General features: G+C 63.8%; 19 protein-coding genes. 2 read left to right on the forward strand and 17 right to left on the reverse strand.

Annotated features, from left to right (window positions below):
- Positions 1–54: 54 nt before the first annotated feature.
- Both CAG46_RS10735 and CAG46_RS10740 read left to right on the forward strand, forming a co-directional pair.
- Positions 55–1,065: an aldo/keto reductase gene (locus tag CAG46_RS10735; RefSeq protein WP_085615660.1), complete on the forward strand. Its 1,011-nt coding sequence runs from the start codon at positions 55–57 to the stop codon at positions 1,063–1,065.
- Between the two features lie 235 nt (positions 1,066–1,300).
- Complete coding sequence (locus tag CAG46_RS10740; protein WP_085615658.1) at positions 1,301–2,398, forward strand: alkene reductase; 1,098 nt, start codon at positions 1,301–1,303, stop codon at positions 2,396–2,398.
- 146 nt (positions 2,399–2,544) lie between these two features.
- Here CAG46_RS10740 and CAG46_RS10745 read toward each other — a convergent pair whose 3' ends face one another.
- From CAG46_RS10745 to proW, 17 genes are all read right to left on the reverse strand, one after another.
- Positions 2,545–3,525, reverse strand: coding sequence for an LLM class flavin-dependent oxidoreductase (locus tag CAG46_RS10745; RefSeq protein ID WP_085615656.1), 981 nt, complete (start codon positions 3,523–3,525; stop codon positions 2,545–2,547).
- A gap of 100 nt (positions 3,526–3,625) precedes the next feature.
- On the reverse strand, positions 3,626–4,537 hold the full coding sequence (locus CAG46_RS10750; RefSeq protein ID WP_085615654.1) for a LysR family transcriptional regulator: 912 nt from the start codon (positions 4,535–4,537) through the stop codon (positions 3,626–3,628).
- Positions 4,538–4,613: 76 nt separating this feature from the next.
- Entirely contained in the window at positions 4,614–5,306 is a 693-nt protein-coding gene (locus CAG46_RS10755) for a TraX family protein (protein ID WP_085615652.1), read from the reverse strand.
- Positions 5,307–5,309: 3 nt separating this feature from the next.
- The gene (locus CAG46_RS10760; protein WP_085615650.1) at positions 5,310–6,386 is read right to left on the reverse strand and encodes a metal-dependent hydrolase; all 1,077 of its coding nucleotides are present in this window, start codon (positions 6,384–6,386) and stop codon (positions 5,310–5,312) included.
- A 309-nt stretch (positions 6,387–6,695) separates the two neighbouring features.
- On the reverse strand, positions 6,696–7,946 hold the full coding sequence (locus CAG46_RS10765; protein WP_085615648.1) for an OprD family porin: 1,251 nt from the start codon (positions 7,944–7,946) through the stop codon (positions 6,696–6,698).
- Between the two features lie 54 nt (positions 7,947–8,000).
- Entirely contained in the window at positions 8,001–9,200 is a 1,200-nt protein-coding gene (locus CAG46_RS10770; RefSeq protein ID WP_085615646.1) for a benzoate/H(+) symporter BenE family transporter, read from the reverse strand.
- A gap of 161 nt (positions 9,201–9,361) precedes the next feature.
- Positions 9,362–10,276: a catechol 1,2-dioxygenase gene (gene catA / locus CAG46_RS10775; protein WP_085615644.1), complete on the reverse strand. Its 915-nt coding sequence runs from the start codon at positions 10,274–10,276 to the stop codon at positions 9,362–9,364.
- A gap of 30 nt (positions 10,277–10,306) precedes the next feature.
- Positions 10,307–11,656 (reverse strand): aromatic acid/H+ symport family MFS transporter, encoded by a 1,350-nt coding sequence (locus CAG46_RS10780; RefSeq protein WP_085615642.1) that lies wholly within the window; start codon positions 11,654–11,656, stop codon positions 10,307–10,309.
- Between the two features lie 58 nt (positions 11,657–11,714).
- On the reverse strand, positions 11,715–12,476 hold the full coding sequence (locus tag CAG46_RS10785; RefSeq protein ID WP_085615640.1) for a 1,6-dihydroxycyclohexa-2,4-diene-1-carboxylate dehydrogenase: 762 nt from the start codon (positions 12,474–12,476) through the stop codon (positions 11,715–11,717).
- Between the two features lie 145 nt (positions 12,477–12,621).
- Positions 12,622–13,632, reverse strand: a complete 1,011-nt coding sequence (gene benC / locus CAG46_RS10790) for a benzoate 1,2-dioxygenase electron transfer component BenC (RefSeq protein WP_085615638.1) — start codon at positions 13,630–13,632, stop codon at positions 12,622–12,624.
- A 72-nt stretch (positions 13,633–13,704) separates the two neighbouring features.
- Entirely contained in the window at positions 13,705–14,190 is a 486-nt protein-coding gene (benB, locus tag CAG46_RS10795) for a benzoate 1,2-dioxygenase small subunit (RefSeq protein WP_085615636.1), read from the reverse strand.
- Positions 14,187–15,545, reverse strand: a complete 1,359-nt coding sequence (gene benA, locus CAG46_RS10800; protein WP_085615634.1) for a benzoate 1,2-dioxygenase large subunit — start codon at positions 15,543–15,545, stop codon at positions 14,187–14,189. The genes benB and benA overlap by 4 nt, the downstream gene beginning before the upstream one ends.
- Before the next feature lie 83 nt (positions 15,546–15,628).
- Positions 15,629–16,522 carry an RHS repeat-associated core domain-containing protein gene (locus CAG46_RS10805; RefSeq protein ID WP_256575072.1) on the reverse strand — a complete coding sequence of 298 codons (894 nt, stop codon included), beginning with the start codon at positions 16,520–16,522 and terminating at the stop codon, positions 15,629–15,631.
- A gap of 94 nt (positions 16,523–16,616) precedes the next feature.
- The gene (gene benR / locus CAG46_RS10810) at positions 16,617–17,573 is read right to left on the reverse strand and encodes a benABC operon transcriptional activator BenR (protein WP_085615630.1); all 957 of its coding nucleotides are present in this window, start codon (positions 17,571–17,573) and stop codon (positions 16,617–16,619) included.
- Between the two features lie 361 nt (positions 17,574–17,934).
- Entirely contained in the window at positions 17,935–18,990 is a 1,056-nt protein-coding gene (locus CAG46_RS10815) for a GlxA family transcriptional regulator (protein WP_085615628.1), read from the reverse strand.
- Positions 18,991–19,131: 141 nt separating this feature from the next.
- Positions 19,132–20,160 (reverse strand): glycine betaine/L-proline ABC transporter substrate-binding protein ProX, encoded by a 1,029-nt coding sequence (proX, locus tag CAG46_RS10820; RefSeq protein ID WP_085615626.1) that lies wholly within the window; start codon positions 20,158–20,160, stop codon positions 19,132–19,134.
- Positions 20,161–20,230: 70 nt separating this feature from the next.
- Complete coding sequence (gene proW, locus CAG46_RS10825) at positions 20,231–21,184, reverse strand: glycine betaine/L-proline ABC transporter permease ProW (RefSeq protein ID WP_025339034.1); 954 nt, start codon at positions 21,182–21,184, stop codon at positions 20,231–20,233.
- Positions 21,185–21,186: the final 2 nt, after the last annotated feature.

Genomic DNA, 21,186 nt, shown 5'->3' on the forward strand with positions numbered 1-21,186 from the left:
CCCCGGTTGTGTGTAAAACAGGAAGATCAGCCTACTGCACAAGGACCCAAGCGCATGATCTACCGCCCCCTCGGCCACAGTGGCCTGCAGGTTTCCGCCCTTACCCTGGGCAGCATGATGTTCGGCGAGCAGACCAGCACCGAGGACGCCCTGCGCATCATCGACAAGGCCTGGGACCAGGGCATCAACTTCATCGACACCGCAGACGTGTACAACGCCGGGCGTGCGGAGGAAATCGTCGGCGAAGCGGTGGCCCGCCATCGCCAGGACTGGATCGTGGCCAGCAAGGTCGGCTTCGGCCCGGCCGATGGCCTGCCCAACCGCAGCGGGCTGTCGCGCAAGCACATCTTCAATGCCCTGGAGGCCACGCTGACGCGCATGGACATGGACTACCTGGACATCTATTACCTGCACCGCGAAGACCACAAGGTGCCGCTGGAAGAAACCGTGCAGGCCATCGGCGACCTGCTGCGCCAGGGCAAGATCCGTTACTGGGGCGTGTCCAACTTCCGCGGCTGGCGCATCGCCGAGGCCTGCCACATTGCCGAGCGCCTGGGCGTGCCCAGGCCAGTGGTGAGCCAGCCGCTGTACAACATCGTCAACCGCCAGGCCGAGCCGGAACAGCTTACCGCTGCGGCAGCCCATGGCCTGGGCGTGGTGCCGTTCAGCCCGCTCGCGCGGGGCGTGCTCAGCGGCAAGTATGCGCCGGGGGCGGTGCCGGATGCCGGTAGCCGTGCCGGGCGCCAGGACAAGCGCATCATGGAGGTGGAATGGCGCCAGGAGTCGCTGGCCATTGCCCGGCAGGTCCAGGCCTATGTCGAGGCGAAGGGCGTGGGTATCGTCGAGTTCGCGATTGCCTGGGTGCTGAACAACCGGCTGGTCAGTTCGGCGATTGTCGGGCCGCGTACGGAGGAACAGTGGGATACCTATGGCGGCGCGCTGGCGGTGAAGATCACGGCGGAGGATGAAGCGTTCATTGATTCGCTGGTCACGCCGGGGCATGCGTCGACACCGGGGTTCAATGATGTGGCGCATTATGTGAGTGGGCGGTTGGCCCGTAGCTGATCGTTCTCCTGTTCTGGCCTCTTCGCGGGTAAACCCGCTCCCACAGGATCACCTATGCCTTCAGGGCCTGTGCAACCCCTGTGGGAGCGGGTTTACCCGCGAAGAGGCCGGAACAGGCGACATCCAAGCTGCTGGAACAAATCATTGGGGAGCCCAATGCCGGGCTCCCGGTCCCCCCTTTCCCCAATCACCTCGGTATCGTGCGCACCATTGGTTTTCCACCTCTGGAGCAGCAATGAAACTCTTGCAACCCCTGAAAGTCGGCCCGCTCACCCTGCCCAACCGCGTGTTCATGGCCCCCCTCACCCGCCTGCGCAGCCTCGAGCCGGGTGACGTACCTACCTCGCTGATGGCCGAGTACTACCGCCAACGCGCCAGCGCCGGGCTGATCATCACCGAAGCCACGCAGATTTCCTTCCAGGCCAAAGGCTATTCCGGCTCGCCGGGCATCCACAGCGCCGAGCAGATCGCCGCCTGGAAGCGTGTCAACGAAGGCATCCACGCCGATGGCGGCCATAGCGCCGTGCAGGTGTGGCACACCGGGCGGGTATCGCACACTTCCCTGCAACCCGGCGGCGAAGCCCCGGTGGCACCTTCGGCGCTGCCGGCCGCTGCCCGCACTACCCTGCGTGACGAGCACGGCAACCTGATGCGTGTGGAAACCTCTGCGCCGCGGGCGCTGAGCGAGGCGGAAATCGCCGGCATCGTTGCCGACTTCGGCCAGGCGGCGGCCAATGCCCGTGAAGCCGGGTTCGACTTCATCGAGCTGCACGCCGCCCACGGCTACCTGCTGCACCAGTTCCTCACCCCTAGCGCCAACCAACGCGAAGACCGCTACGGCGGCAGCGTCGAGAACCGTGCGCGTATCGTGCTTGAAGCAGTGGACGCGGCGATTGCCAACTGGAGCGCCGAGCGCGTGGGTATCCGTGTGTTCCCGCTGGGTGGTTTCAATGGCGTGGACAATGGCGAGGACCAGGAAGCCGCAGGCCTGTACCTGATACGCGAACTGGCCAAGCGCAACCTTGCCTACCTGCACCTGTCCGAACCGGACTGGGCCGGTGGCAAGCCGCTGCGTGACGAATTCCGCCAGGCGATTCGTGCGGCCTACCCGGGGGTGATCATTGCTGCCGGTGCCTACACCGCCGAGAAAGGTGAAGACCTGATCGGGCGTGGCTTGATCGATGCCGTAGCGTTCGGGCGCAGCTTCATTGCCAACCCGGACCTGGTAGAGCGGCTGCGGGTGCAGGCGCCGTTGAATGCGCACCGGGCGCAGTTCGACTATGCCAATGGGGCTGAGGGGTATACGGATTATCCGTTCCTCAAGCAGGCTTGATGCTGAAAAAGGGAGCTCATGGGCTCCCTTTTTTGTTGCCTGTGCCGGCCTCTTCGCGGGTGAACCCGCTCCCACAGGGACTCCACAAAGTTCAAGTCTGTGGTGATCCTGTGGGAGCGGGTTCACCCGCGAAGAGGCCGGTAGCTTTAACCCAGCTGCGCCAGGGCCTGCGCGGCATAGGCATGCGAACGCTGCCGCGCCAGCGGGTCGTGAATGCGGCAGTCGATCATCAGTTCATCCGCACCGGTCTGCTCGATCAGCGTGCGCAACCCTTCCCTTACCCGCTCCGGTCCGCCGGCCACGGTGCAGGCCATCACCTGCTCAAGTACCGCGCGCTCATGGTCCGGCAGGCTTTCGACATACCCCTCCTGCGGCTTGGGCAACAGGCCGAAGCGCCCGACATGCAGGTCCAGCATCCACTTGCGATGGGAGCTGGCCAGGTAATCCGCCTCGGCGTCGCTGTCGGCGGCGAACAGGTTCATGCCCACCATCACATACGGCTTGGCCAGTTGTGCCGAAGGCTGGAAGTTGGCCCGGTAATGGGCAATGGCCTGCAGCAGGTAGCGCGGGGCAAAGTGCGAGGCGAAGGCATAGGGCAGGCCCAGTTTCGCTGCCAGGTCGGCGCCGAACAGGCTGGAGCCGAGGATCCACACCGGGATGTCATGCTTGCCCGGCACACCGCGCACGCGGCGCTGGCCGTTGTCGGCCAGGTAGTCGCGCAGTTCGGCGATGTCCTGGCTGAAGTCGCGCTCTGGCGCAGCACCACGCAAGGCGCGCACGGTCGGCCCGGAGCTGCCCGGCGCACGGCCGAGGCCCAGGTCGATGCGGCCAGGGTGCAGGGTGTCGAGCGTGCCGAACTGCTCGGCCACCACCAGCGGCGCGTGGTTGGGCAGCATGATGCCACCGGCGCCGACGCGGATATGCCGGGTGGCGTTGGCGATTTCGTTGATGACCAGTGACGTGGCGGCCGAGCCGATGCCCGGCATGTCGTGGTGTTCGGCGATCCAGTAGCGGCTGTAGTGCTGTTGCTCGACATGGCGCGCCAGTTGGCGGGACTCTTCGATCGCGTCGGCGAAGGTCTTGCCTTCGCCGATCATGACCAGGTCCAGTACGGACAGTGCAGTCATGGGGTCTCCACAGGGATTATCAGTGACTGCCAGTTTCCCTGCTGCGCAGCCAGTGATAAACCCGGCTTCAGGCCCGGCATAGGGGCCTGCCATTCCCCAATCAGTATTCCCAGGGCACGCCCGGTTCCCAGCTGGCCACCAGCAGATCGATGAAGCCGCGTACCCGTGGCGACAGGTGGCGCTTGCTTGGGTACACGATGCGAATCGGGTCCGCTGGCGGCCGATAGGCTTGCAGCACTTCCACCAGGGTGCCGGCGCGCAGGTCGTCGCCGGTAATGTAGGTGGGCAGGTGAATCAGCCCGAAACCCGCACGCGCGCCGTCGAGCATCGCCTCGGAGCTGTCGATGTTCAGCCGCCCGGGGTCTTCGCACAGGTGCAGCCCCGCTTCGGTATGGAAGCGCCACGGCATGGCCTTTTCACCGGCCAGGAAGGCGATCTTGTCGTGGCCGTAGAGGTCGCCGGGCACCTGCGGTACGCCGCGTGCATCCAGGTATGCGGGCGAGGCGCAGGTGACGAACTGCTGCCAGGCCACCGTGCGCGTCAACAGTTGCGAGTCTTCCTTCGGTGCACCGATACGCACCGCAACGTCGATACCCTCCTCGACCAGGTCGACGAAACGGTCGGTGAAGCGGATATCCGCGCGCAGCTCGGGCCACTGCTTCAGGTAGCGGTCGAGAATCGGCAGCACATGGCGCTGGCCGAACGACAGGGGTGCTGTCAGGCGCAGGGTGCCGGTGGGCTTGCCACGGCGCTGGGCCATGGTGCTTTCCACCTCGTCCAGGTCATCCAGAATCTGCCGCCAGCGCTCGTAGGCCACCAGGCCCTCGTCGGTCAGGCTGAGCTTGCGCGTGGTGCGGTTGAGCAGGCGCACGGCCATGCGCGCCTCCAGGCGAGCGATGCTCTTGCCCACCGCCGAACGCGTCAGGCCCAAGGTGGCGGCGGCGGCGGTAAAACTGCCGGCCTTCGCGGCGCTGACGAAGGCGGCGATGTCGCCGAAGCGGTTGGGTTCCATGGGGGTTCCTGAGTCTGGTGCGGCCGGTTTAGATGGGTATGGATTTGTGAAATGCAAGCAGGACCGTCGAGAGCGATCAAGCGAAAACCTTGATCGCCAATAAATGCACCGGATAGAACAGGTAGCCCCAACGCCCCACTGCTGGCACCCGCCAATCATCATGACGCAGCAACAGCAACCCGACCGGAATCGCCAAGGCTGCAGCAATCAGCGTCAGCACGGTAATGGGCGCCAACAGATGTTCCCGCAACCAACTGTTGGTCAGGTTCCCACCCATGGCCAACAGGCAAGGCAACACCCAGGCCGCCCCTCCCTTGCGGCGGGCCATCAACCAGGCGCCCGGTAGCATCACCCCCGGCAGCCCGTACATCAGCTGTTCGCTGAACAACCACCCTGCAAGCAGACCGGCAACGCCAAGCACGCGCGCCGACCTCGACGAATGATGCACGCCCCAGGCAACCAGCAAGCCCAACACCAGGGTCGGCATCACGCTGAACGTTGGCGAACCACTTTCCAGCCAACGGTATACGGGCTCCGACAGCCCCGCGAACACCAGCATCAACCCCAGATAACGCAGGTTGCCGGGGGTATACAGCGCCCCGCCCCTGGCGCGCCCCACATTCACTGCAATCGCCAGGCAGAACAGCGGAAACGCCAACCGGCCCAGTACGAACAGGCCATCGGCAGCAGGCCACAGGAAACGCAGGTGGTCGGCAACCATGGTCAGCATCGCCGTCCACTTGACCAGGTCCTGCCCGGCTGATCGCATGCCTCAGCGCCCGGGCTCGACTGTGGCGGGCCCCAGGTAACGGTCGGTCCAGGCAGCCAGCGGCAAAGGTGGCTGCTGCTCGACGATCCGTCGCCAGATCAGCACCAGGTCGTCGCCATTGAACGCCGCCCCTGGTCCGGCGCCCTTCCACATCGACGGCACATCGGCAATCCAGTGCCCCTGGCTGTCTCGGTGGGCCATGTTGAAGCGGAACGTGTAGTTCCCCGGGATGCCCATGCGCAGGTCGCTGACCACCAGCGCATCGCCGACCTGGTCGTAGCGCAGCCAGTCATCGGTGAACCAGCGCAAACGCTGGTGCAGCGGGTGCCCGGCCAGCGCTTGCGCCAGTTGCAGATTACGCGGCAAACGCTGCATTTCTGGCGCTTGCTGGTCGAACCCGCTGCTGATGCCTTCGTAGTAATCACCATCCGGGGTCTTGGCCAGCACCCGCCAGACCAGGCTGTTGAAGGCTATCGGCACGGCACGTACCTGGCTGACGGCGATACCTTGGCGATCGAGGGCAGCCTGAAAACGCTGCTCGGCCACCATGCGTCCGGCCAGGCCGAAACCCAGGTAGGCTGCGCTGAATACCAGGGCCAAGGTGAGTAACTGCGTAGCCTTGCGCGTCAGCCCTTTGATGATTGCGTAGATCACCGCGGCCAGCAGCGGCACGGTGTAGACCGGGTCGATGATGAACACCGCTGCCCAGCTTTCCGGGGTCGCCTGCAAGGGCCAGAACAACTGCGTGCCGTAGACCGTGAAGGCATCGAGCAACGGGTGGGTGACCAGCACCAGCCAGAACGCCAGGAACAGCCTGGGCAAGGTATAGCCTTTGCCAGGCCAGCACTTGTTGACCAGCCAGGCCAGCAGCAAGGCCAACCCGGTGAGCACGAACAGGGAATGAGAAAAGCCGCGGTGGTAGGTCATCTGCGACACCGGGTCGGCGTAGCGGATGATCACGTCCAGGTCGGGAAGCGTGCCCAGCGCCGCGCCATACAGCAGTGAGCGGCGGCCCTGGATGCGGCCGAGTACGGTACCCTGCAGGGCCGCGCCGAGTACGGCCTGGGTGATGGAGTCCAAGGGTGGCATTCCTGAAAAGGTGGTTTCCAGAAGCTACCTTCATCCTGCCCTGATGCGCAATTCCCTTGGTTATGGGTTTTCATTGTGGGAGATGGCCCAGCCCTTTGGGCTGCGCTGTCGCGTAGATAACGGAAATTGCAAGCAATCCGCGTACCCTGTGGGAGCGGCTTTAGCCGCGAAGAATCCAGCGCGGTGCATGGCACCGGCTGCGCCGGTGTTCGCGGCTAAAGCCGCTCCCACAGCGTCCTTGCTAACTCAATGAGTTATGTGCAGCTCCTACAAAGGTCCCGCAGGCATCCTGTGGATGCGTCAGAACAACTGCCAGGTGTACACCAGCGTCAAGCGGTTCTCGTCGATGTCGCTGCGGTAGTTGGACCGGGCCATGGCATTGCGCACCCGGATCCCCAGCCCCTTCAGCACCCCGCCCTGCACGGCGTAACCGATGTCCAGGTCGCGCTCGCGGTCGCGCCCTTCATAACCCAGCCCAGTGTCGACATTGTTACCGGTGATGTAGCGCACGGTCGCAGTCAGCCCCGGCACGCCCATGGCCGCGAAGTTGTAGTCGTAGCGCACCTGGTACGAGCGTTCGTCGGTGTAGGCGAACTCATAGGTCGGCACTTCGTTACCCAGCGGCGAGATGTTGGCGAATACCCGTGGGAACGGGCTGTCGCCATAGATGCCCTGGTAGCCGGCATGGAAGCTGTGCCCGCCATGCCGGGCCGTGAACATCGAGAAGAACGCCTGGTTGTCGATATTGCCGAGCAACGCATCGCCATCCTCGCGCGCGGTGAAATACCCCAGGTTGGCGCTGAGCACCCAGTTGCCTACGGGCTTGCTGTGCTTGAGGCCGACAAAGCCCTGTTCATAGATGTCCTCCAGCTGCCCGTACCACAGGCTGACGCTGCTCTGGTTGGCATTGAACGCATAGTCCCCGCCCAGGTAGTTGAAGGCATCGCTTTCTGCCTGGCGCATCGGCACATGGCCGAGCATGGCGTTCATCTTGCCGTCGCCGCCTTCGTTGCGCAGGTGGGTGCTTTTCAGGTGCCCGGCCTGCACGGTCAGGCCGTCGATTTCCGCCGAACTCAGGCTTGCGCCCTGGTAGGTGGGAGGCAACAGGCGGATGTCGCTGAAGGTCAGCACCGGCAGGTTGGGTTGCAGTTCGCCGACGCGCAATTCGGTCCTGGACAACCGGGCCTTGAAGGTGGGCGCCAGGCGGCTGTATTCGTCGGCAGCGCGGCCATCGCCGTGCACCGGCAGCAACCCGGTGTTGGTGCGGTCGGGGCTGCTGTCGAGCTTGATGCCCAGCAGGCCCAGGGCGTCAACGCCAAAGCCGACCGTGCCCGGGGTGTAGCCCGACTTGAAGTCGAGGATGAAGCCCTGGGCCCACTCCTCGGCCTTGGATTGCCGGTTGGCCCCGACGATGTCGGAGAAGTCGCGGCTGAAGTAGTAGTTACGGGCACTCAGGGTGGCCTTCGAATCTTCGAAGAAGCCGCCTTCGGCGGCCAGCAACGGTTGGCTGAGCAAAGTCAGGCCCAGGGCGACGCAAGGGGTGTGGTTCATTCCGAAGCTCTCTTGATCTTGTTTTTATGGGTAAAGCGTTGGAAGCACGACGGTTCATGGGGTACGGCGCAGCACCTCCCGGGCACGTGGCTGGCGCAGCCTGAGCAACCCATGGCTCAGCAGGCCGAACAGCAGGCCCCAGAACGCTGCCGACAGGCCCAGGAAGGCCACCCCCGAAGCGGTGACCAGGAAGGTGAACAGCCCGGCATCGCGCTCGGTTGGTTCCGCCAGGCTGCGGGCCAGGGCTTCGCTGATGGCGCCATACAGGGCCAGCCCGGCCAGGGCGGCGATCAGGGCGGCGGGGAATGCTGCGAACAGCGACATCAGCGTGGCCCCGGCGATCCCCAGCAGCAGGTACAGCGCACTGCCAGCCACCGCCGCGACATAGCGCCGCCGTGGGTTTTCATGGGCTTCATGGCCAGTGCACAGGCTGGCGGTGACCGCCGCCAGGTTCAGCCCGTGGCAACCGAATGGCGCCAGCGCGGCACCGGCCAGGGCGCTGGCACTGATGATCGGGCTGGCCGGTGTGGGGTAGCCGGCGTTGCGCAGCACCGCCATGCCCGGCATGAACTGCCCGGTCAGGGCCACCAGCACCAGCGGCAGTGCCAGGCTGAATACCGCTTCCAGGCTGAACTGCGGGGTGACCCACTGCGGCGACGCCAGCTCCAACACCAGCGCCTCGCTGCGAAACGCCCCGCTGGCCACGGTCACCACCGTGCCCACGCACAGCACCGCCGCCACGGCGTAGCGCGGCTGCAGCCGGCGCATCAGCACGTAGGTGACGAACATTGCCAGTACCAGCAGCGGTTGCACCGGCAAGGCGCGGAACACCTCGACGCCGAAGCTGAACAGGATGCCGGCCTGCATGCCGGCGGCGATGGAGCCTGGCAGGCGCGCGATGATGCGGTCGAAGGCCCCGCTGATGCCGATCAGCAGCAAAACAAGGTTGGCCACCAGGTAGGCGCCCACGGCCTGTTCCAGGCCCAGTTGCGGCAAGGCGGTGACCAGCAGCGCCGAGCCGGGGATCGACCAGGCGATCACCACCGGCACCCGATAGCGCAGGCTGAGCAGCGCGCCGAGCACGGCGCTGCCCATGGACACTGCCCAGACCCAGGAGGACAGTTGCCGATGGGACAGGCCGGCGGCTTCTGCGGCGTGGAAGATGATCACCAGGGGGCCTGCGTAGGAGATCATCGTGGCGATGCAGCCGGCGACGATGGCGGACAGTGAACTGTCCTTGATCAGGGTTTTCATGGCACCTCTCGCAAGGCATCTGGCCGGGCTAGGTGACCGGCTCTTGTTCTTGTGTTGCCTTCTTCGCGGGTAAACCCGCTCCCACAGGGACTACACAGGTTCCAGCATTTGCGCCGTACCTGTGGGAGCGGGTTCACCCGCGAAGAAGCCAACTGGGTGGATCAGGCCTCTTGCAGCGCCCGCGGCCGCCCACTGCGCTGCTCATCGGCACCGCCGTGGGCCCGCTGCAACTGGAAGTCGAACTTCAGCTCGGCATGCCGCCCCGCCTTGCCCTCGACGAACACCACCTCGCCCACCAGCCCATCGCGCGTGGCATAGGCAAAGTCATCCCACAGGTACTTGTCCCCGGCCAGGTTGATCTGCGTGGTCAGGTGCCGGTGCCCAGGCGCCGAGATGAAGAAGTGCACATGCGCCGGGCGCTGGCCATGGCGGCCCAGCAGGTCCAGGCACTCCTGGGTCGGCCCCTGCGGGTCGCAGCCGTAGCCTGACGGCACGATCGAGCGCGCGCGGTAGCGCCCTTGGGCATCGGTGACGATGCGCCGGCGCAGGTTGTACTCGGACTGGCTCTGGTCGAAGAACGAATAAGTGCCACGGGTATTGGCATGCCACAGGTCGACCGTGGCCCCCGGCAGCGGCCGGCCTTGCGGGTCGAGCACCTGGCCCTCCAGGTACATCAGCGTGGCAACGCCCTCCTCGCTGCCGTCGTCCATGCGCACTTCACCTTCGGCGATGGGCGCACCGGCCACGTACAGCGGGCCTTCGATGGTGCGTGGGGTGCCGCCGACCAGGCCTGCCTGCTGGTCCTTGGCATCCTGCAGCAGGTCGAGGAAGTGTTCGATGCCCAGCCCCGCCACCAGCAGCCCGGCCTCGCCGCGGCCGCCCAGGCGGTTGAGGTAGTCGACGGCATGCCAGAACTCGTCCTCGCTGATTTCCAGGTCTTCGATCAGCCGCGCGGTGTCTTGCAGCAGGCGCTGCACGATGCGCTTCAGGCGTGGGCTGCCGGCATCGTTGCCAAAGCCTGCGGCCTCTTCGAAGAACTGCTGTACCTCGGCAGTGTGGGAAATTTTCACGGTCATGGTGGGTTACCTCATGTTGTTGTTCTGGAGTTACGCCTGCGCCGCAATGGCCCGGGCATGCCGACGGCCGCTGGCCAGGTGCACGGCCATGGCCAGCGCGGCAATTGCGCCGGGGATGGCGAAGGCGATGAAATTGAGTTGCAGGGGCAGGTTGATGCCCATCAGTGCGCCACCGAGCAGCGGGCCGACGATGGCGCCGTTACGGCCGATGCCCGAGGCCCAACCCAGCCCGGTGGAACGCACTGATAGCCCGTACAGCTGGGCGGCGCCGGCATACAGCAGGATCTGCGTGCCGATGGTGGTGGCGCCGGCAATGAAGATCAGCAGGTACAGCACCGGCATCGGGCTGTTGACGCCCAGCAGGCTGATCGACAGCGCGGCGGCAATGAAGAACGCCACCTTGACCTTGACCAGGTTGTAGCGGTCGCCCAGCCAGCCGCCGAGGATCGCCCCGGCCATGCCGCCGAAGTTCAGTGCCAGCAGGAACGACAGGCTCGAGCCCAGGCTGTAGCCGGCGTTGGCCATCAGCTTCGGCAGCCAGGAACTGAGCGCGTAGACCATCAGCAGGCAGCAGAAGAACGCCAGCCACAGCGCCAGGGTGCGAATGGCCAGGCCGTTGCGGAACAGTTCGACTACAGCGGTGAACTTGCCGGCCCTTTCGCGGGACAAGCCCACTCCCACAGGGGCGACCAGTACATCGTCAGGTTGCACGTCGCAATCCGCGTCCAGCCGCTTGAGCAGCTTGCGGGCCTCGTCGGTACGGCCCTGGCGCACCAGGAAACCGATCGATTCCGGGAGGTGGTAGAGGATCACCGGCAACAGCAGCAGTGGCACCGCTGCGGCGAAGAACATCGATTCCCAGCCGAAACGCGGCAGCATGAAGATGCCGACACCCGCCGAGAGCATGCCGCCCAGCGAGTAGCCACTGAACATGATCGCCACCAGCGTGCTGCGCAGGCGCTTGGGCGCGTACTCGTTCATCAGTGCCACGGCGTTGGGCATCAGGCCGCCACAGCCCAGGCCGGCAATGAAGCGGTAGATGCCGAACTCGCTCGGGCTGCTGGCAAAGCCGTTGAGGATGGTCGCCCCGGAGAACAAGGTGAAACAGATGGCGATGCCCTTCTTGCGCCCGATGCGGTCGGCCAGGCTGCCGAAGGCCAGGGCGCCGAACATCATGCCGAACAGCGCATAGCTGCCCAGTGCACCGGCCTGCAACGGGGTCAGGCCCCACTCTTTCATGATGACCGGCAGTACCACGCCGTAGATGAACAGGTCATAGCCGTCGAAGATCAGCAGCAGGCCGCACCAGGCCATGACCATCCAGTGGAACGGGGTAAAGCGCGCGTTATCGATGATCGGGTGTACGTCAAGGGTTCGCATGGCATCTGTCGCTCTTGTTTTTGTTGTGAAAGAAAGCTCTTTGCCTTGTGGGTGTCGCTCAGCCGAGGTCGCCGCCCCCTACCGGCAAGGTCACGCCGGTGATGTACGAGGCTTCGTCGGAAGCCAGGAACAGGATCGCGCCGACCTGCTCGTCGATGCTGCCGTAGCGGTGCATCAGGCTGCTGTCGAGGGTCTGGTCGACGATCTGCTGGTACCAGTGCCTTTCCTGTTCGGTCTGCTCGGCACTGTTGCGCGGCACGCGCCGGGGTGGCGCTTCGGTGCCGCCGGGAGCGGTGGCGTTGACCCGGATGCCTCGGCCGGCAGTTTCAAAGGCCAGGCACGCAGTCAGCGCGTTGACGCCGCCCTTGGCCGCGCCATAGGGCACGCGGTTGACGCCACGGGTGGCGATGGACGAGACGTTGACGATGGCGCCGCTGCCGCGTTCGAGCATGTACGGCAGTGCGGCATGGCAGCACCACAGGGTGGGGAACAACGAACGGCGTACTTCGGCTTCGATCTGGTCCACTTCGTAGTGTTCGAAGGGCTTGGCCCAGATGGTGCCGCCGACATTGTTGACCAGGATGTCGAGGCGGCCGAATGCTTCAACCGCGCTGGCCATGACCCGGGCGCAGTCGCCATGTTGTTCCAGGTCGGCAGTGAGGGTGAGCATGCCCTCGCCGGCCAGTTCGTGAACCAGTTCGGAGCGGTCTACCGCGACCACTTGCGCACCTTCGGCCTTGAGCCGCCAGCACACGCCACGGCCGATGCCCTGGGCGGCACCGGTGACCAGGGCGACCTTGCCTTGGAATCGGTTGTTCATGTGTGTCTCCTGCTTGATCCGTGTAAGGGCAATTGGGAGGGCTGCGCCCTCCATCGCGACGCAAGGCCGCTCCCACAGGGGAACGCGGTGCATGTGGGAGCGGCCTTGTGTCGCGAAAGGGCCGCACAGCGGCCCCGGCGATCTGTCAGGCCGCCGCCGCGAACTTCTCGTAATAGAAGTTCGCCGGGGTAATGCCCTGCTCGCGCACGTACTGGCTGACCGCCTCGACCATCGGTGGCGGGCCGCACAGGTACACATCCACATCGCCGTCGTTGAGGTGGCGCGGTTCGATGTGCTGGGTCACGTAGCCCTTCTGCGGGTACTGGCTGTCCGGGTTGGCCACGCAGGCGCTGAAGGTGAAGCTGGGGATGCGCGCCGCCAGCGCCTGCAGGCGGTCGAGCTCGACCAGGTCGAAGTCGTTGGTCACGCCGTAGATCAGGTGCAGCGGGTGCTCGCTGCCCTGCTCGGCGATCTTCTCCAGCATCGCCGTGAACGGCGCCAGGCCGGTGCCACCGGCCAGCAGCAACAGCGGGCGCTGGATCGGCCGCAGGTAGAAGCTGCCCAGCGGCCCGGCCAGGGTCATGCTGTCGCCGGCCTTGGCCAGGTTGGTCAGGAAGCTGCTCATCAGCCCGCCCGGCACGTTGCGGATCAGGAAGCTGACCTCGCCGTCCTTCTGCAGCGAGCTGAACGAATAGGCGCGGCTCTGCTCGCTGCCCGGCACTTTGAGGTTGACATACTGCCCCGGCAGGAAGGCCAGGCGGCTGAGTGCCTCGCCCTTGATCGACAGGGCAATGGTGCTGGCCGACAGCTGGCGGACATCGCTGATGGCGGCCTCGAAGCTGGCCTGCTCGGTCTTGCACAACTGCGACGAGGCCGGGATGCGGATGACGCAGTCGCTTTCGGCGCGCATCTGGCAGGTCAGTACGTAGCCTTCGGCGACTTCGTCTTCGCTCAGGGCAGCTTCGATGAAGTTGTCGCCCAGGTCGTAGCGCCCGGACTCGGCCTTGCACTTGCAGGTACCGCAGGCGCCGTCGCGGCAGTCCAGCGGGATGTTGATGCCCTGGCGATAGGCGGCATCGGCCACGGTTTCATGGCCGGTGGCCTCGATGAATCGGGTCACCCCGTCTTCGAAATTCAGTGCGATCTGGTAGCTCATGTTGCACCTCGCGGGCGAGCCGGGCCACGACACGTCGCAGGACGCACCGGGCAGCGCTCGCAAAACCCTGGATCAGATGTGGTAGATGTCGATGACCTGGCGCACGTAGTCGTTCTTAAGCACCACTTTCTTGGCCTTGATCAGCGGCTGCTCGCCGCGCAGGTCGAGGGTGTAGAAGCTGGTGCCGAAGTAACTGTCGGTGGTCTTGTAACGGAAGCTCAGGGTGTGCCAGTTGAAGCGCACCTGGCAGCTGCCCTCGCCCTGCTCGACGATCTCGATGTTGCTGATGTTGTGCGAGGTGCGGGTGTCGGGCACGGTCGCACTGGAGCGCTCGGTCTTGATGCGGAACACCCGGTCTTCCAGGCCGCCACGGTTGCCGTACCAGATCAGCGAGATTTCGCTTTGTGGGTCTTCGGTAAGGGTGTCGTCATCGTCCCAGCTCGGCATCCAGAAGCTGGCATCGCTGGCGTACAGCTCCAGCCACTGGTCCCACTGGGCATCGTCCAGGTAGCGCGCTTCGCGGTAGAGGAAGTCGCGCACGGTTTCATGAAGGCTCATTGCACGGCCTCCACGGGGATCAGTTGCTGTTCGTCCTTCAGGGCCTGGATCATGGTGTCCTGCCAGTACTTGTGCTGCAGCACGAACAGGCCTTCGTCTTCGGTGCGTACGCCCGACAGCAGCGGCTTGAGTTCGATCTCCCTGGCCGCCTCGTCGGCGCCTTCCACCCAGTGCGCAGCGCCGCGGGACATGTCGTTCCAGCCGGTGCCGCCGCCGTAGCCGGTCTGGCACGAGCGGAACTCTTCCAGGTCATCCGGGGTGGCCATGCCGCTGACGTTGAAGAAGTCTTCGTACTGGCGAATGCGCTTGGCGCGGGCATCGGCGCTCTCGCCTTTCGGCGCGATGCAGTAGATGGTGATTTCGGTCTTGTTCACCGAAATCGGCCGGGCGATGCGGATCTGCGAGCTGAACTGGTCCATCAGGTACACGTTCGGGTACAGGCACAGGTTGCGCGAGTTCTCGATCATCCAGTCGGCACGGGCCTGGCCGAACTCGGCGGCCAGCTGGTCACGGCGCTCGTAGGCCGGGCGGTCTTCGGGGTTGGCCCAGCGGGTCCACAGCAGCAGGTGGCCGTGGTCGAAGGAGTAGAAGCCACCGCCCTGCTTGGCCCAGGCGCCGGCACTCATGGTCTTGATCTCTTCACCCGCCTCGCGCTGCTTGCGCTGGTTCTGGGTGGCGGCGTAGTTCCAGTGCACGGAACTGACGTGGTAGCCGTCGGCGCCGTTCTCGGCGGTGAGTTTCCAGTTACCTTCGTAGATGTACGAGCTGGCACCGCGCAGCACTTCCAGGCCTTCCGGCGACTGGTCGACGATCATGTCGATGATCTTGGCCGACTCGCCCAGGTGCTCGACCAGTGGCTTGACGTCGGCATTCAGGCTGCCGAACAGGAAGCCACGGTACGACTCGAAGCGCGCCACCTTGGTCAGGTCATGGGAGCCGTCGCAGTTGAAGCTGTCGGGGTAGCCGGCGTTGCTTGGGTCTTTGACCTTGAGCAGCTTGCCGCTGTTGTTGAAGGTCCAGCCGTGGAACGGGCAGGTGTAGCTGGAGCGGTTGCCGCGCTTGTGCCGGCAGAGCATGGCGCCGCGGTGGCTGCAGGCGTTGAGGAAGGCATTGAGCTCACCGTCCTTGTTGCGCGCGATGAAGATCGGCTGGCGCCCGATGGTCAGGGTGAGGAAGTCGTTTTTCTCGGGGATCTGGCTTTCATGGGCCAGGTAGATCCAGTTGCCCTCGAAGATGTGTTTCATCTCCAGGTCGAACAGGCGTGGGTCGGTGAACATCTCGCGCTTGCAGCGGTAGATGCCCTTTTCACGGTCGTCCTCGAGCAAGGCATTGAGGTAGTCGAATCCCAGGGACATGGCCAGGGTCTCCCTTGTTATTGTTTAGACCTGGTCAGGTTAGGGAGACCGCTGGCGGGGGACTATCCGGATTGTGCAGAGTGTTATCCATCTTGCCGCACATTGAGCATTTGCACATCGGTTTCTGGAAATGGTAAAGCACTGAAAAGTTTTGCCACTCCAAACTTTACTTTCTTGCTGTACACCCAATCTTTGGCAGCTAAAATTTCGTCGCGTATCTCCAGAGCTGCTTGTACCTCCACCGGGTGTCCTTTTCCATAATGCTCTGCAGTTAACTCGAAACGGTTGGATAGTCCTTGTAGAGTAGACTGCGCATGGTTCAGTCTATTTACAGCGAGCTGCTGCAAAGATTGATCTTTTTTTGCCATTTTTACTATGCGTGGCAGATCAGGATGGTAGGCATCAATCACACTCTTCACTGGGAGGGGGGTCAACGCTGGGGCGTTTGCAGACTGCTTCAATGCGGTCCTACGACGTTCCCAACGCGTGGTAAACAGACCTCCATTGTGGAAGCTGTTGGGCGGCCAGTTTACGTGACCACTTGGATCCACTTTGTTCACTGGGTCATTACTGCAGTAACAGTAAGCATTGAGACCACCTTCACCAAACGGACTTAGGCTGTCTGGTGCAATGAATCGCATCAACCACGAGCAGAAGGCGCGATAGCCATTCCCCAACAAATAGTTCGCTGAAAGGGTCTCTTTCCGCTGACTGTTGAACCGCAACAATGGTGCTTCATTCCCTTGGCTGTCCCATCCATACGCCATGTACCTCACCCAGCCCGATGAATTTCTCCCAAGGTATCGAAGTATCGAGCCTTGTAGGTCCGCGGAGTAAAGAGCTGCATGGACATCATCGCGCTCCGCCAAGACCCGTCCTGCTGCGCGCAACATCACCGTGGATCCTGTGACGGTATTTTTGACCAGTGCAAGGCCTTCCGGAGAGTAGAAATACAACTGCTTCTGTGGCTGCGGCATCGTTGTCACCATTTATCCGACTTAGAACAAATGGTGGTTCAAGAGCAAAGCGCCTTCAACTAGCAAAAATGCCAGGCCGACAAGCCAAACGCACTCACACGCGCCGCTTGAACGTCTGCGAAGGCAGCTCACCAAACTGCAGGCGGTAAACTTCAGAGAACCGCCCCAGATGCAGGAACCCATAGTCCAATGCAAGCTCTGTCACATTGCGTACGCCGCAGGTCGGATCGCTCAGACACGCATGCACCCGCTCCAGCTTGCGCTGACGCACGTAATGCTTGGGTGTGGTACCCAAATGCTGGTCAAACAACGCATACAACGAGCGCAAGCTCATGCAAGCCTGCTCTGCCAACACCTCAGCCGACAACTCCTGCTTCAGGTTGCGCTCAATGTAGTCAAGAATGCGCTCAAGCCCCGCTTGCGGCGCGCTCAGGCTTTCGCGGCGGATATTGGTGCTCATCAAGGTCAGCAGCTTGCTGGCGACGATCTGGCTGTAATGGCCCTGCACCCTGGGCAGCGAATCGCTCACCTCTGCTTCCTGGCAGACCATGGCCAGCAGGTTGACGAACCCGTCCAGCTCGTCCAGCCGGTAATGGTTGCGCAAGAACCGCACCCCGCCATCCGGGCGGTGCCAGCGCTGTTCGTCGCAGATCGAGTCCAGTAGCCGGGTCGGCACCTTGAGGATGAATTTTTCGCAGTCTTCCGAGTAGGTCAGGTCAACCGGGTCGTCGGGGTTGATCAGCAACAGCTCGCCTGGCACCAGATGATGCTCGCGCTTGTGTCCACGCCACAGGCAGTTGCCGTTGAGCAGCACTTGCAGGTGGTAGATGGTTTCCAGTGCCGGCGAGGTAACGCGCACGCTACCGCCGTAGCTGATGCGGCACAGGTCGAGTTCGGCGAACTTGCGGTGGCTGAGGCTGGCTTGCGGATGAGTGGTGCGGGACAGACCGATGCAATGCTGGCCTACGTGCTGGTTCACATAATCGGACACAGCATAAGGGTCGGCGTGATGAAACACGCTACTGCGCTCGCTCAGCAGGCGGCTTTCCATAGGCAAGGCACTCGGATCGTTATTGTTCTGGTCGCCGCTTCCTACGGCCCGGTGGGGCTGTGGTTGCGGTCGTCACGGTCATTCTATCGGGCCGGCTGCGAGTCGCGGGGGCAGGCGACAACCGGTGGATGGGCACACTTAAGCAAAAAGGCGGGGGTTGGGCAATGCGACCTTGGGAATGGATGGGCGGATAGCGGACGCTCATGACAGGAGAGATGTTCGGTTATCGAACGGTGTTTTCCTGTGCCGGCCTCTTCGCGGGTGAACCCGCTCCCACAGAGATCACCACTGCCGCAAGACCTGTGCAATACCTGTGGGAGCGGGTTTACCCGCGAAGAGGCCAGCACAGGCAACCGAAAGTTCAGTGCATAGCCACATCCTGCCGTCCTGCCCACCCTTGGCTCCTTGCCCGGTACTGCCGCGGGGCAATGGCGAACAGCTCACGGAAGCGCCGGTAGAAATGCGGGAAGCTGACAAACCCGCTGGCCACCGCCACTTCGGTCAATGACTTGCTGGTGTGCTGCAGCAACTGCCGCGCATGGGTCAACCGCAGCTCCAGATAGTAACGCGGTGGCGTGGCCTGTACATGCCGGCGGAACAGGCGCTCCAGATGCCGCCTGGACAAGCCGGCATGCTCGGCGATCTCGTCGATGCCGATCGGGTCTTCGATATTGGCGTGCATCAGCTCCAGGGCCAGACGCACGCCGTTGGGCAGGCTGGGGTCGATTTCCGGCGAGCTGGCAGGTGCATCACTCAGTACCCGCGCCCGGTCGCATGCCAGCATCTGCTCCACGGCGCGGCGCAACGCTACGCCACCGCACTGTTCAAGCAGCGCCAGCATCATGTCCAGCGCGCTACTGGCGCCCGCGCAGCTCATGCGCCGGCGGTCCAGCACATGGGCCTGGCGGCTGATGCGCACCTTGGGGAACAGCTCGCTCATCATCGCCCGGCCATCGGGGTGGAAGGCGCAATCATGGTCGTTGAGCAAACCGGCTTCGGCCAGAAAGTAGGCACCGTTCCACAAACCGCCCAGCTGGCAGCCGTGCTGGTCGGCCTGGCGCAGCCTGGCGCGCAGCAGCGGTGCGGTTTCCAGGCGCACACGGAAGCCGCCGCACACCAGCAGGCAGTCCAGGCCTTGCACCTCCAGGTCGGCCAGCTGGGTGTTGACCGGCAGGGCGATGCCAAGGTCACTCATCACCTGGGTACCCTCACCCACCACCTGGACCTGGAACAACGGCGTGGCACTCATGAGGTTGGCGGTGACCAGGCTGTCCATGGCGGCGGTGAAGGCCATCATCGAGAAGTGCTCGCGCAGGACGAAGGCGACACGCTGGCATGGCATCGACAGCGAAGTGCGGATGGCCGGGTCCAGGTGGGCCAGGTTGGTGTTCTTGAGGATGCTTTCGAAGTGGCTCATGGCTATTCACTCAACAGCGGAAATCGCGTTGCCCCCTTCGCGGGTGAACCCGCTCCTACAGGTATCGCACGGTATTCAGAGCCTGTGCAGTACCTGTGGGAGCGGGTTCACCCGCGAAGGAGCCAATGCTAATGGATCAGGTTACTTGCCAGCCTGGGCCGCAGCGTCACGGGAGGCTTGCAGCCAATGGTCGAACTGCTGGCGGTGCGCCGCTACCCATTCCTTGGCATGGCGGGTGATGTCGGCAGGCTTCTTCTCGCCCTGCTGCATCTTCAGGTTCTGGTTGCTCTCGTCGTCGGTGCTGATCTGCACCAGCGACAGGAACTTCAGCGCTGCCGGGTTCTCTTCGGCAAAGTCCTTGTTCAGCACAGCCACCACCTTGTCGATGGCAAAGCCGAGGTTTTTGCCGTGGTACATCGTGTCGACATCATTCTTGCCATCCGGCAGGTCGGTCTTCGGCACTTCCAGCCAGACCACGTCCCTGCCCTCGACCAGCACGCTGGCGATCCACTGTGGCACCCAGGTGAAGTAGAAGATCGGCTTGCCTTCCTTGTAACGGGTGATGGTGTCGGCCATCAGCGCGAAGTAGGAGCCCTGGTTGACGGTGATGCTCTTGTCCAGGTCGTAGGCTTTCATGTGGTGGGCAATCACCAGCTCGCAACCCCAACCCGGGTTGCAACCGGTCATGTCGGCCTTGCCGTCACCGTCGGTGTCGAACAGCTTGGCGATCTCTGGCTTTTTGAGGTCGGTGATGTACTTGATGTTGTACTGGTCAGCGGTTTTCTTGTCGATCAGGTAGCCTTGGGCAACGCCCGGCAGGATGTCGCCAGTCTTGACCATCACGTCGCCACCACCGGCCTGCTGGTAGAACTGGTTGTGCAGTTTGTCCCACAGGTGCACGGTGAAGTCGGCATCGCCGTTGGCCAGGGCCACCATCATCACGCCGTACTCGGTCTCCTTCGGCTCCTGAACCTTGTAGCCCAGCTCGCGCAGGCCTTCCATGGCCACTTCGCCACGGAAGCGCTCTTCGGCGATGGAAGGGAAGATCGGCGTAACCTTCACGCCCTCCCCCGGTTTTTCGGCCGAGGCGTGCGCGCCCAGCGCGGCTGCCACCAGGGTCAGCGCAGTGGCGCATTTGAGGATGCTGCGGGAGAACTTGGATTCGTGCATCGTCGCTTACCTTCTTCTGATTTTTATCTTCAAGTGCGGCAGATCGAACGTCTCAAAAGCCTTGTAGTGCTCAGGCGGTCTTGCGCCGCCCTTGCGGTTGCGCCACGCCACACAGGCGCATGACCACGCCTACCGGGCCGGTGTGGTACCAGCGCAGGCTCGGGTCGGCGCTGGTGCGGGCGCCCATGGCCTGGGTCAGGCGGTCAAGGAAGATCGCCAGCAGCACCAGCCCTACGCCACCGACCGTGGCCAGGCCCATGTCGAGGCGGCCGATACCGCGCAAGACCATCTGGCCCAGGCCGCCGACGGAAATCATCGAGGCGATCACCACCATCGACAGCGACAGCATCAGGGTCTGATTGAGGCCGGCCATGATGGTCGAGGTGGCCAGCGGCAGTTGCACGCGGGTCAGCATCTGCCGTGGGGTGCAGCCGAAGGCACGGGCGGCCTCGATCTTGTCTTCCGGCACCTGGCGAATGCCCAGGTTGGTCAGGCGCACCAGTGGCGGCAAGGCGAACACGATGGTCACCAGCACGCCGGGCACGTTGCCGATGCCGAACAGCATCACCACCGGTACCAGGTAGACGAAGGCCGGCAGGGTCTGCATGGCGTCGAGCAGCGGGCGGATGATGCGCTCCAGGCGGTCGCTGCGGGCACACAGGATGCCCAGCGGTATGCCGATGACCGCGCAGAAGAATACCGAGGTCAGCACCAGCGCCAGGGTGGTCATGGATTCGGCCCATACGCCGATCAGCCCTAGCAGGGTGAGGGTGACGAAGCACAGCACGGCCATGCGCTTGCCGGCCAGCTGCCAGCCCAGCAGCGAGGAGAGGATGATGCCGATGGTGGGTGGGATGCTCTGCAGAGTGAATTCGATGCCATTGAGCACCTGGTCTATCGGCCAGCGGATGGCGCGGAACACCTCGCGGAAGTTGTGCACCAGGAAGTTCAGGGTGGCGGTGACCCAGTCGCCCAAGGGGATGGTGGCCGCCTGGAACGGGTCGAGAATGCTGAATTCGGACATGA

Source organism: Pseudomonas sp. B23(2017) (assembly GCF_002113725.1).
GTDB lineage: Bacteria > Pseudomonadota > Gammaproteobacteria > Pseudomonadales > Pseudomonadaceae > Aquipseudomonas > Aquipseudomonas putida_Z.

Bases quoted from the DNA above. Each gene is read 5' to 3' on its own strand.
- CAG46_RS10735 (WP_085615660.1), top strand. From the start codon at position 55: ATGATCTACCGCCCCCTCGGCCACAGTGGCCTGCAGGTTTCCGCCCTT.
- CAG46_RS10740 (WP_085615658.1), top strand. From the start codon at position 1,301: ATGAAACTCTTGCAACCCCTGAAAGTCGGCCCGCTCACCCTGCCCAAC.
- CAG46_RS10745 (WP_085615656.1), bottom strand. From the start codon at position 3,525: ATGACTGCACTGTCCGTACTGGACCTGGTCATGATCGGCGAAGGCAAG.
- CAG46_RS10750 (WP_085615654.1), bottom strand. From the start codon at position 4,537: ATGGAACCCAACCGCTTCGGCGACATCGCCGCCTTCGTCAGCGCCGCG.
- CAG46_RS10755 (WP_085615652.1), bottom strand. From the start codon at position 5,306: ATGCGATCAGCCGGGCAGGACCTGGTCAAGTGGACGGCGATGCTGACC.
- CAG46_RS10765 (WP_085615648.1), bottom strand. From the start codon at position 7,946: ATGAACCACACCCCTTGCGTCGCCCTGGGCCTGACTTTGCTCAGCCAA.
- CAG46_RS10770 (WP_085615646.1), bottom strand. From the start codon at position 9,200: ATGAAAACCCTGATCAAGGACAGTTCACTGTCCGCCATCGTCGCCGGC.
- catA (WP_085615644.1), bottom strand. From the start codon at position 10,276: ATGACCGTGAAAATTTCCCACACTGCCGAGGTACAGCAGTTCTTCGAA.
- CAG46_RS10780 (WP_085615642.1), bottom strand. From the start codon at position 11,656: ATGCGAACCCTTGACGTACACCCGATCATCGATAACGCGCGCTTTACC.
- CAG46_RS10785 (WP_085615640.1), bottom strand. From the start codon at position 12,476: ATGAACAACCGATTCCAAGGCAAGGTCGCCCTGGTCACCGGTGCCGCC.
- benC (WP_085615638.1), bottom strand. From the start codon at position 13,632: ATGAGCTACCAGATCGCACTGAATTTCGAAGACGGGGTGACCCGATTC.
- benB (WP_085615636.1), bottom strand. From the start codon at position 14,190: ATGAGCCTTCATGAAACCGTGCGCGACTTCCTCTACCGCGAAGCGCGC.
- benA (WP_085615634.1), bottom strand. From the start codon at position 15,545: ATGTCCCTGGGATTCGACTACCTCAATGCCTTGCTCGAGGACGACCGT.
- CAG46_RS10805 (WP_256575072.1), bottom strand. From the start codon at position 16,522: ATGCCGCAGCCACAGAAGCAGTTGTATTTCTACTCTCCGGAAGGCCTT.
- benR (WP_085615630.1), bottom strand. From the start codon at position 17,573: ATGGAAAGCCGCCTGCTGAGCGAGCGCAGTAGCGTGTTTCATCACGCC.
- CAG46_RS10815 (WP_085615628.1), bottom strand. From the start codon at position 18,990: ATGAGCCACTTCGAAAGCATCCTCAAGAACACCAACCTGGCCCACCTG.
- proX (WP_085615626.1), bottom strand. From the start codon at position 20,160: ATGCACGAATCCAAGTTCTCCCGCAGCATCCTCAAATGCGCCACTGCG.
- proW (WP_025339034.1), bottom strand. From the start codon at position 21,184: ATGTCCGAATTCAGCATTCTCGACCCGTTCCAGGCGGCCACCATCCCC.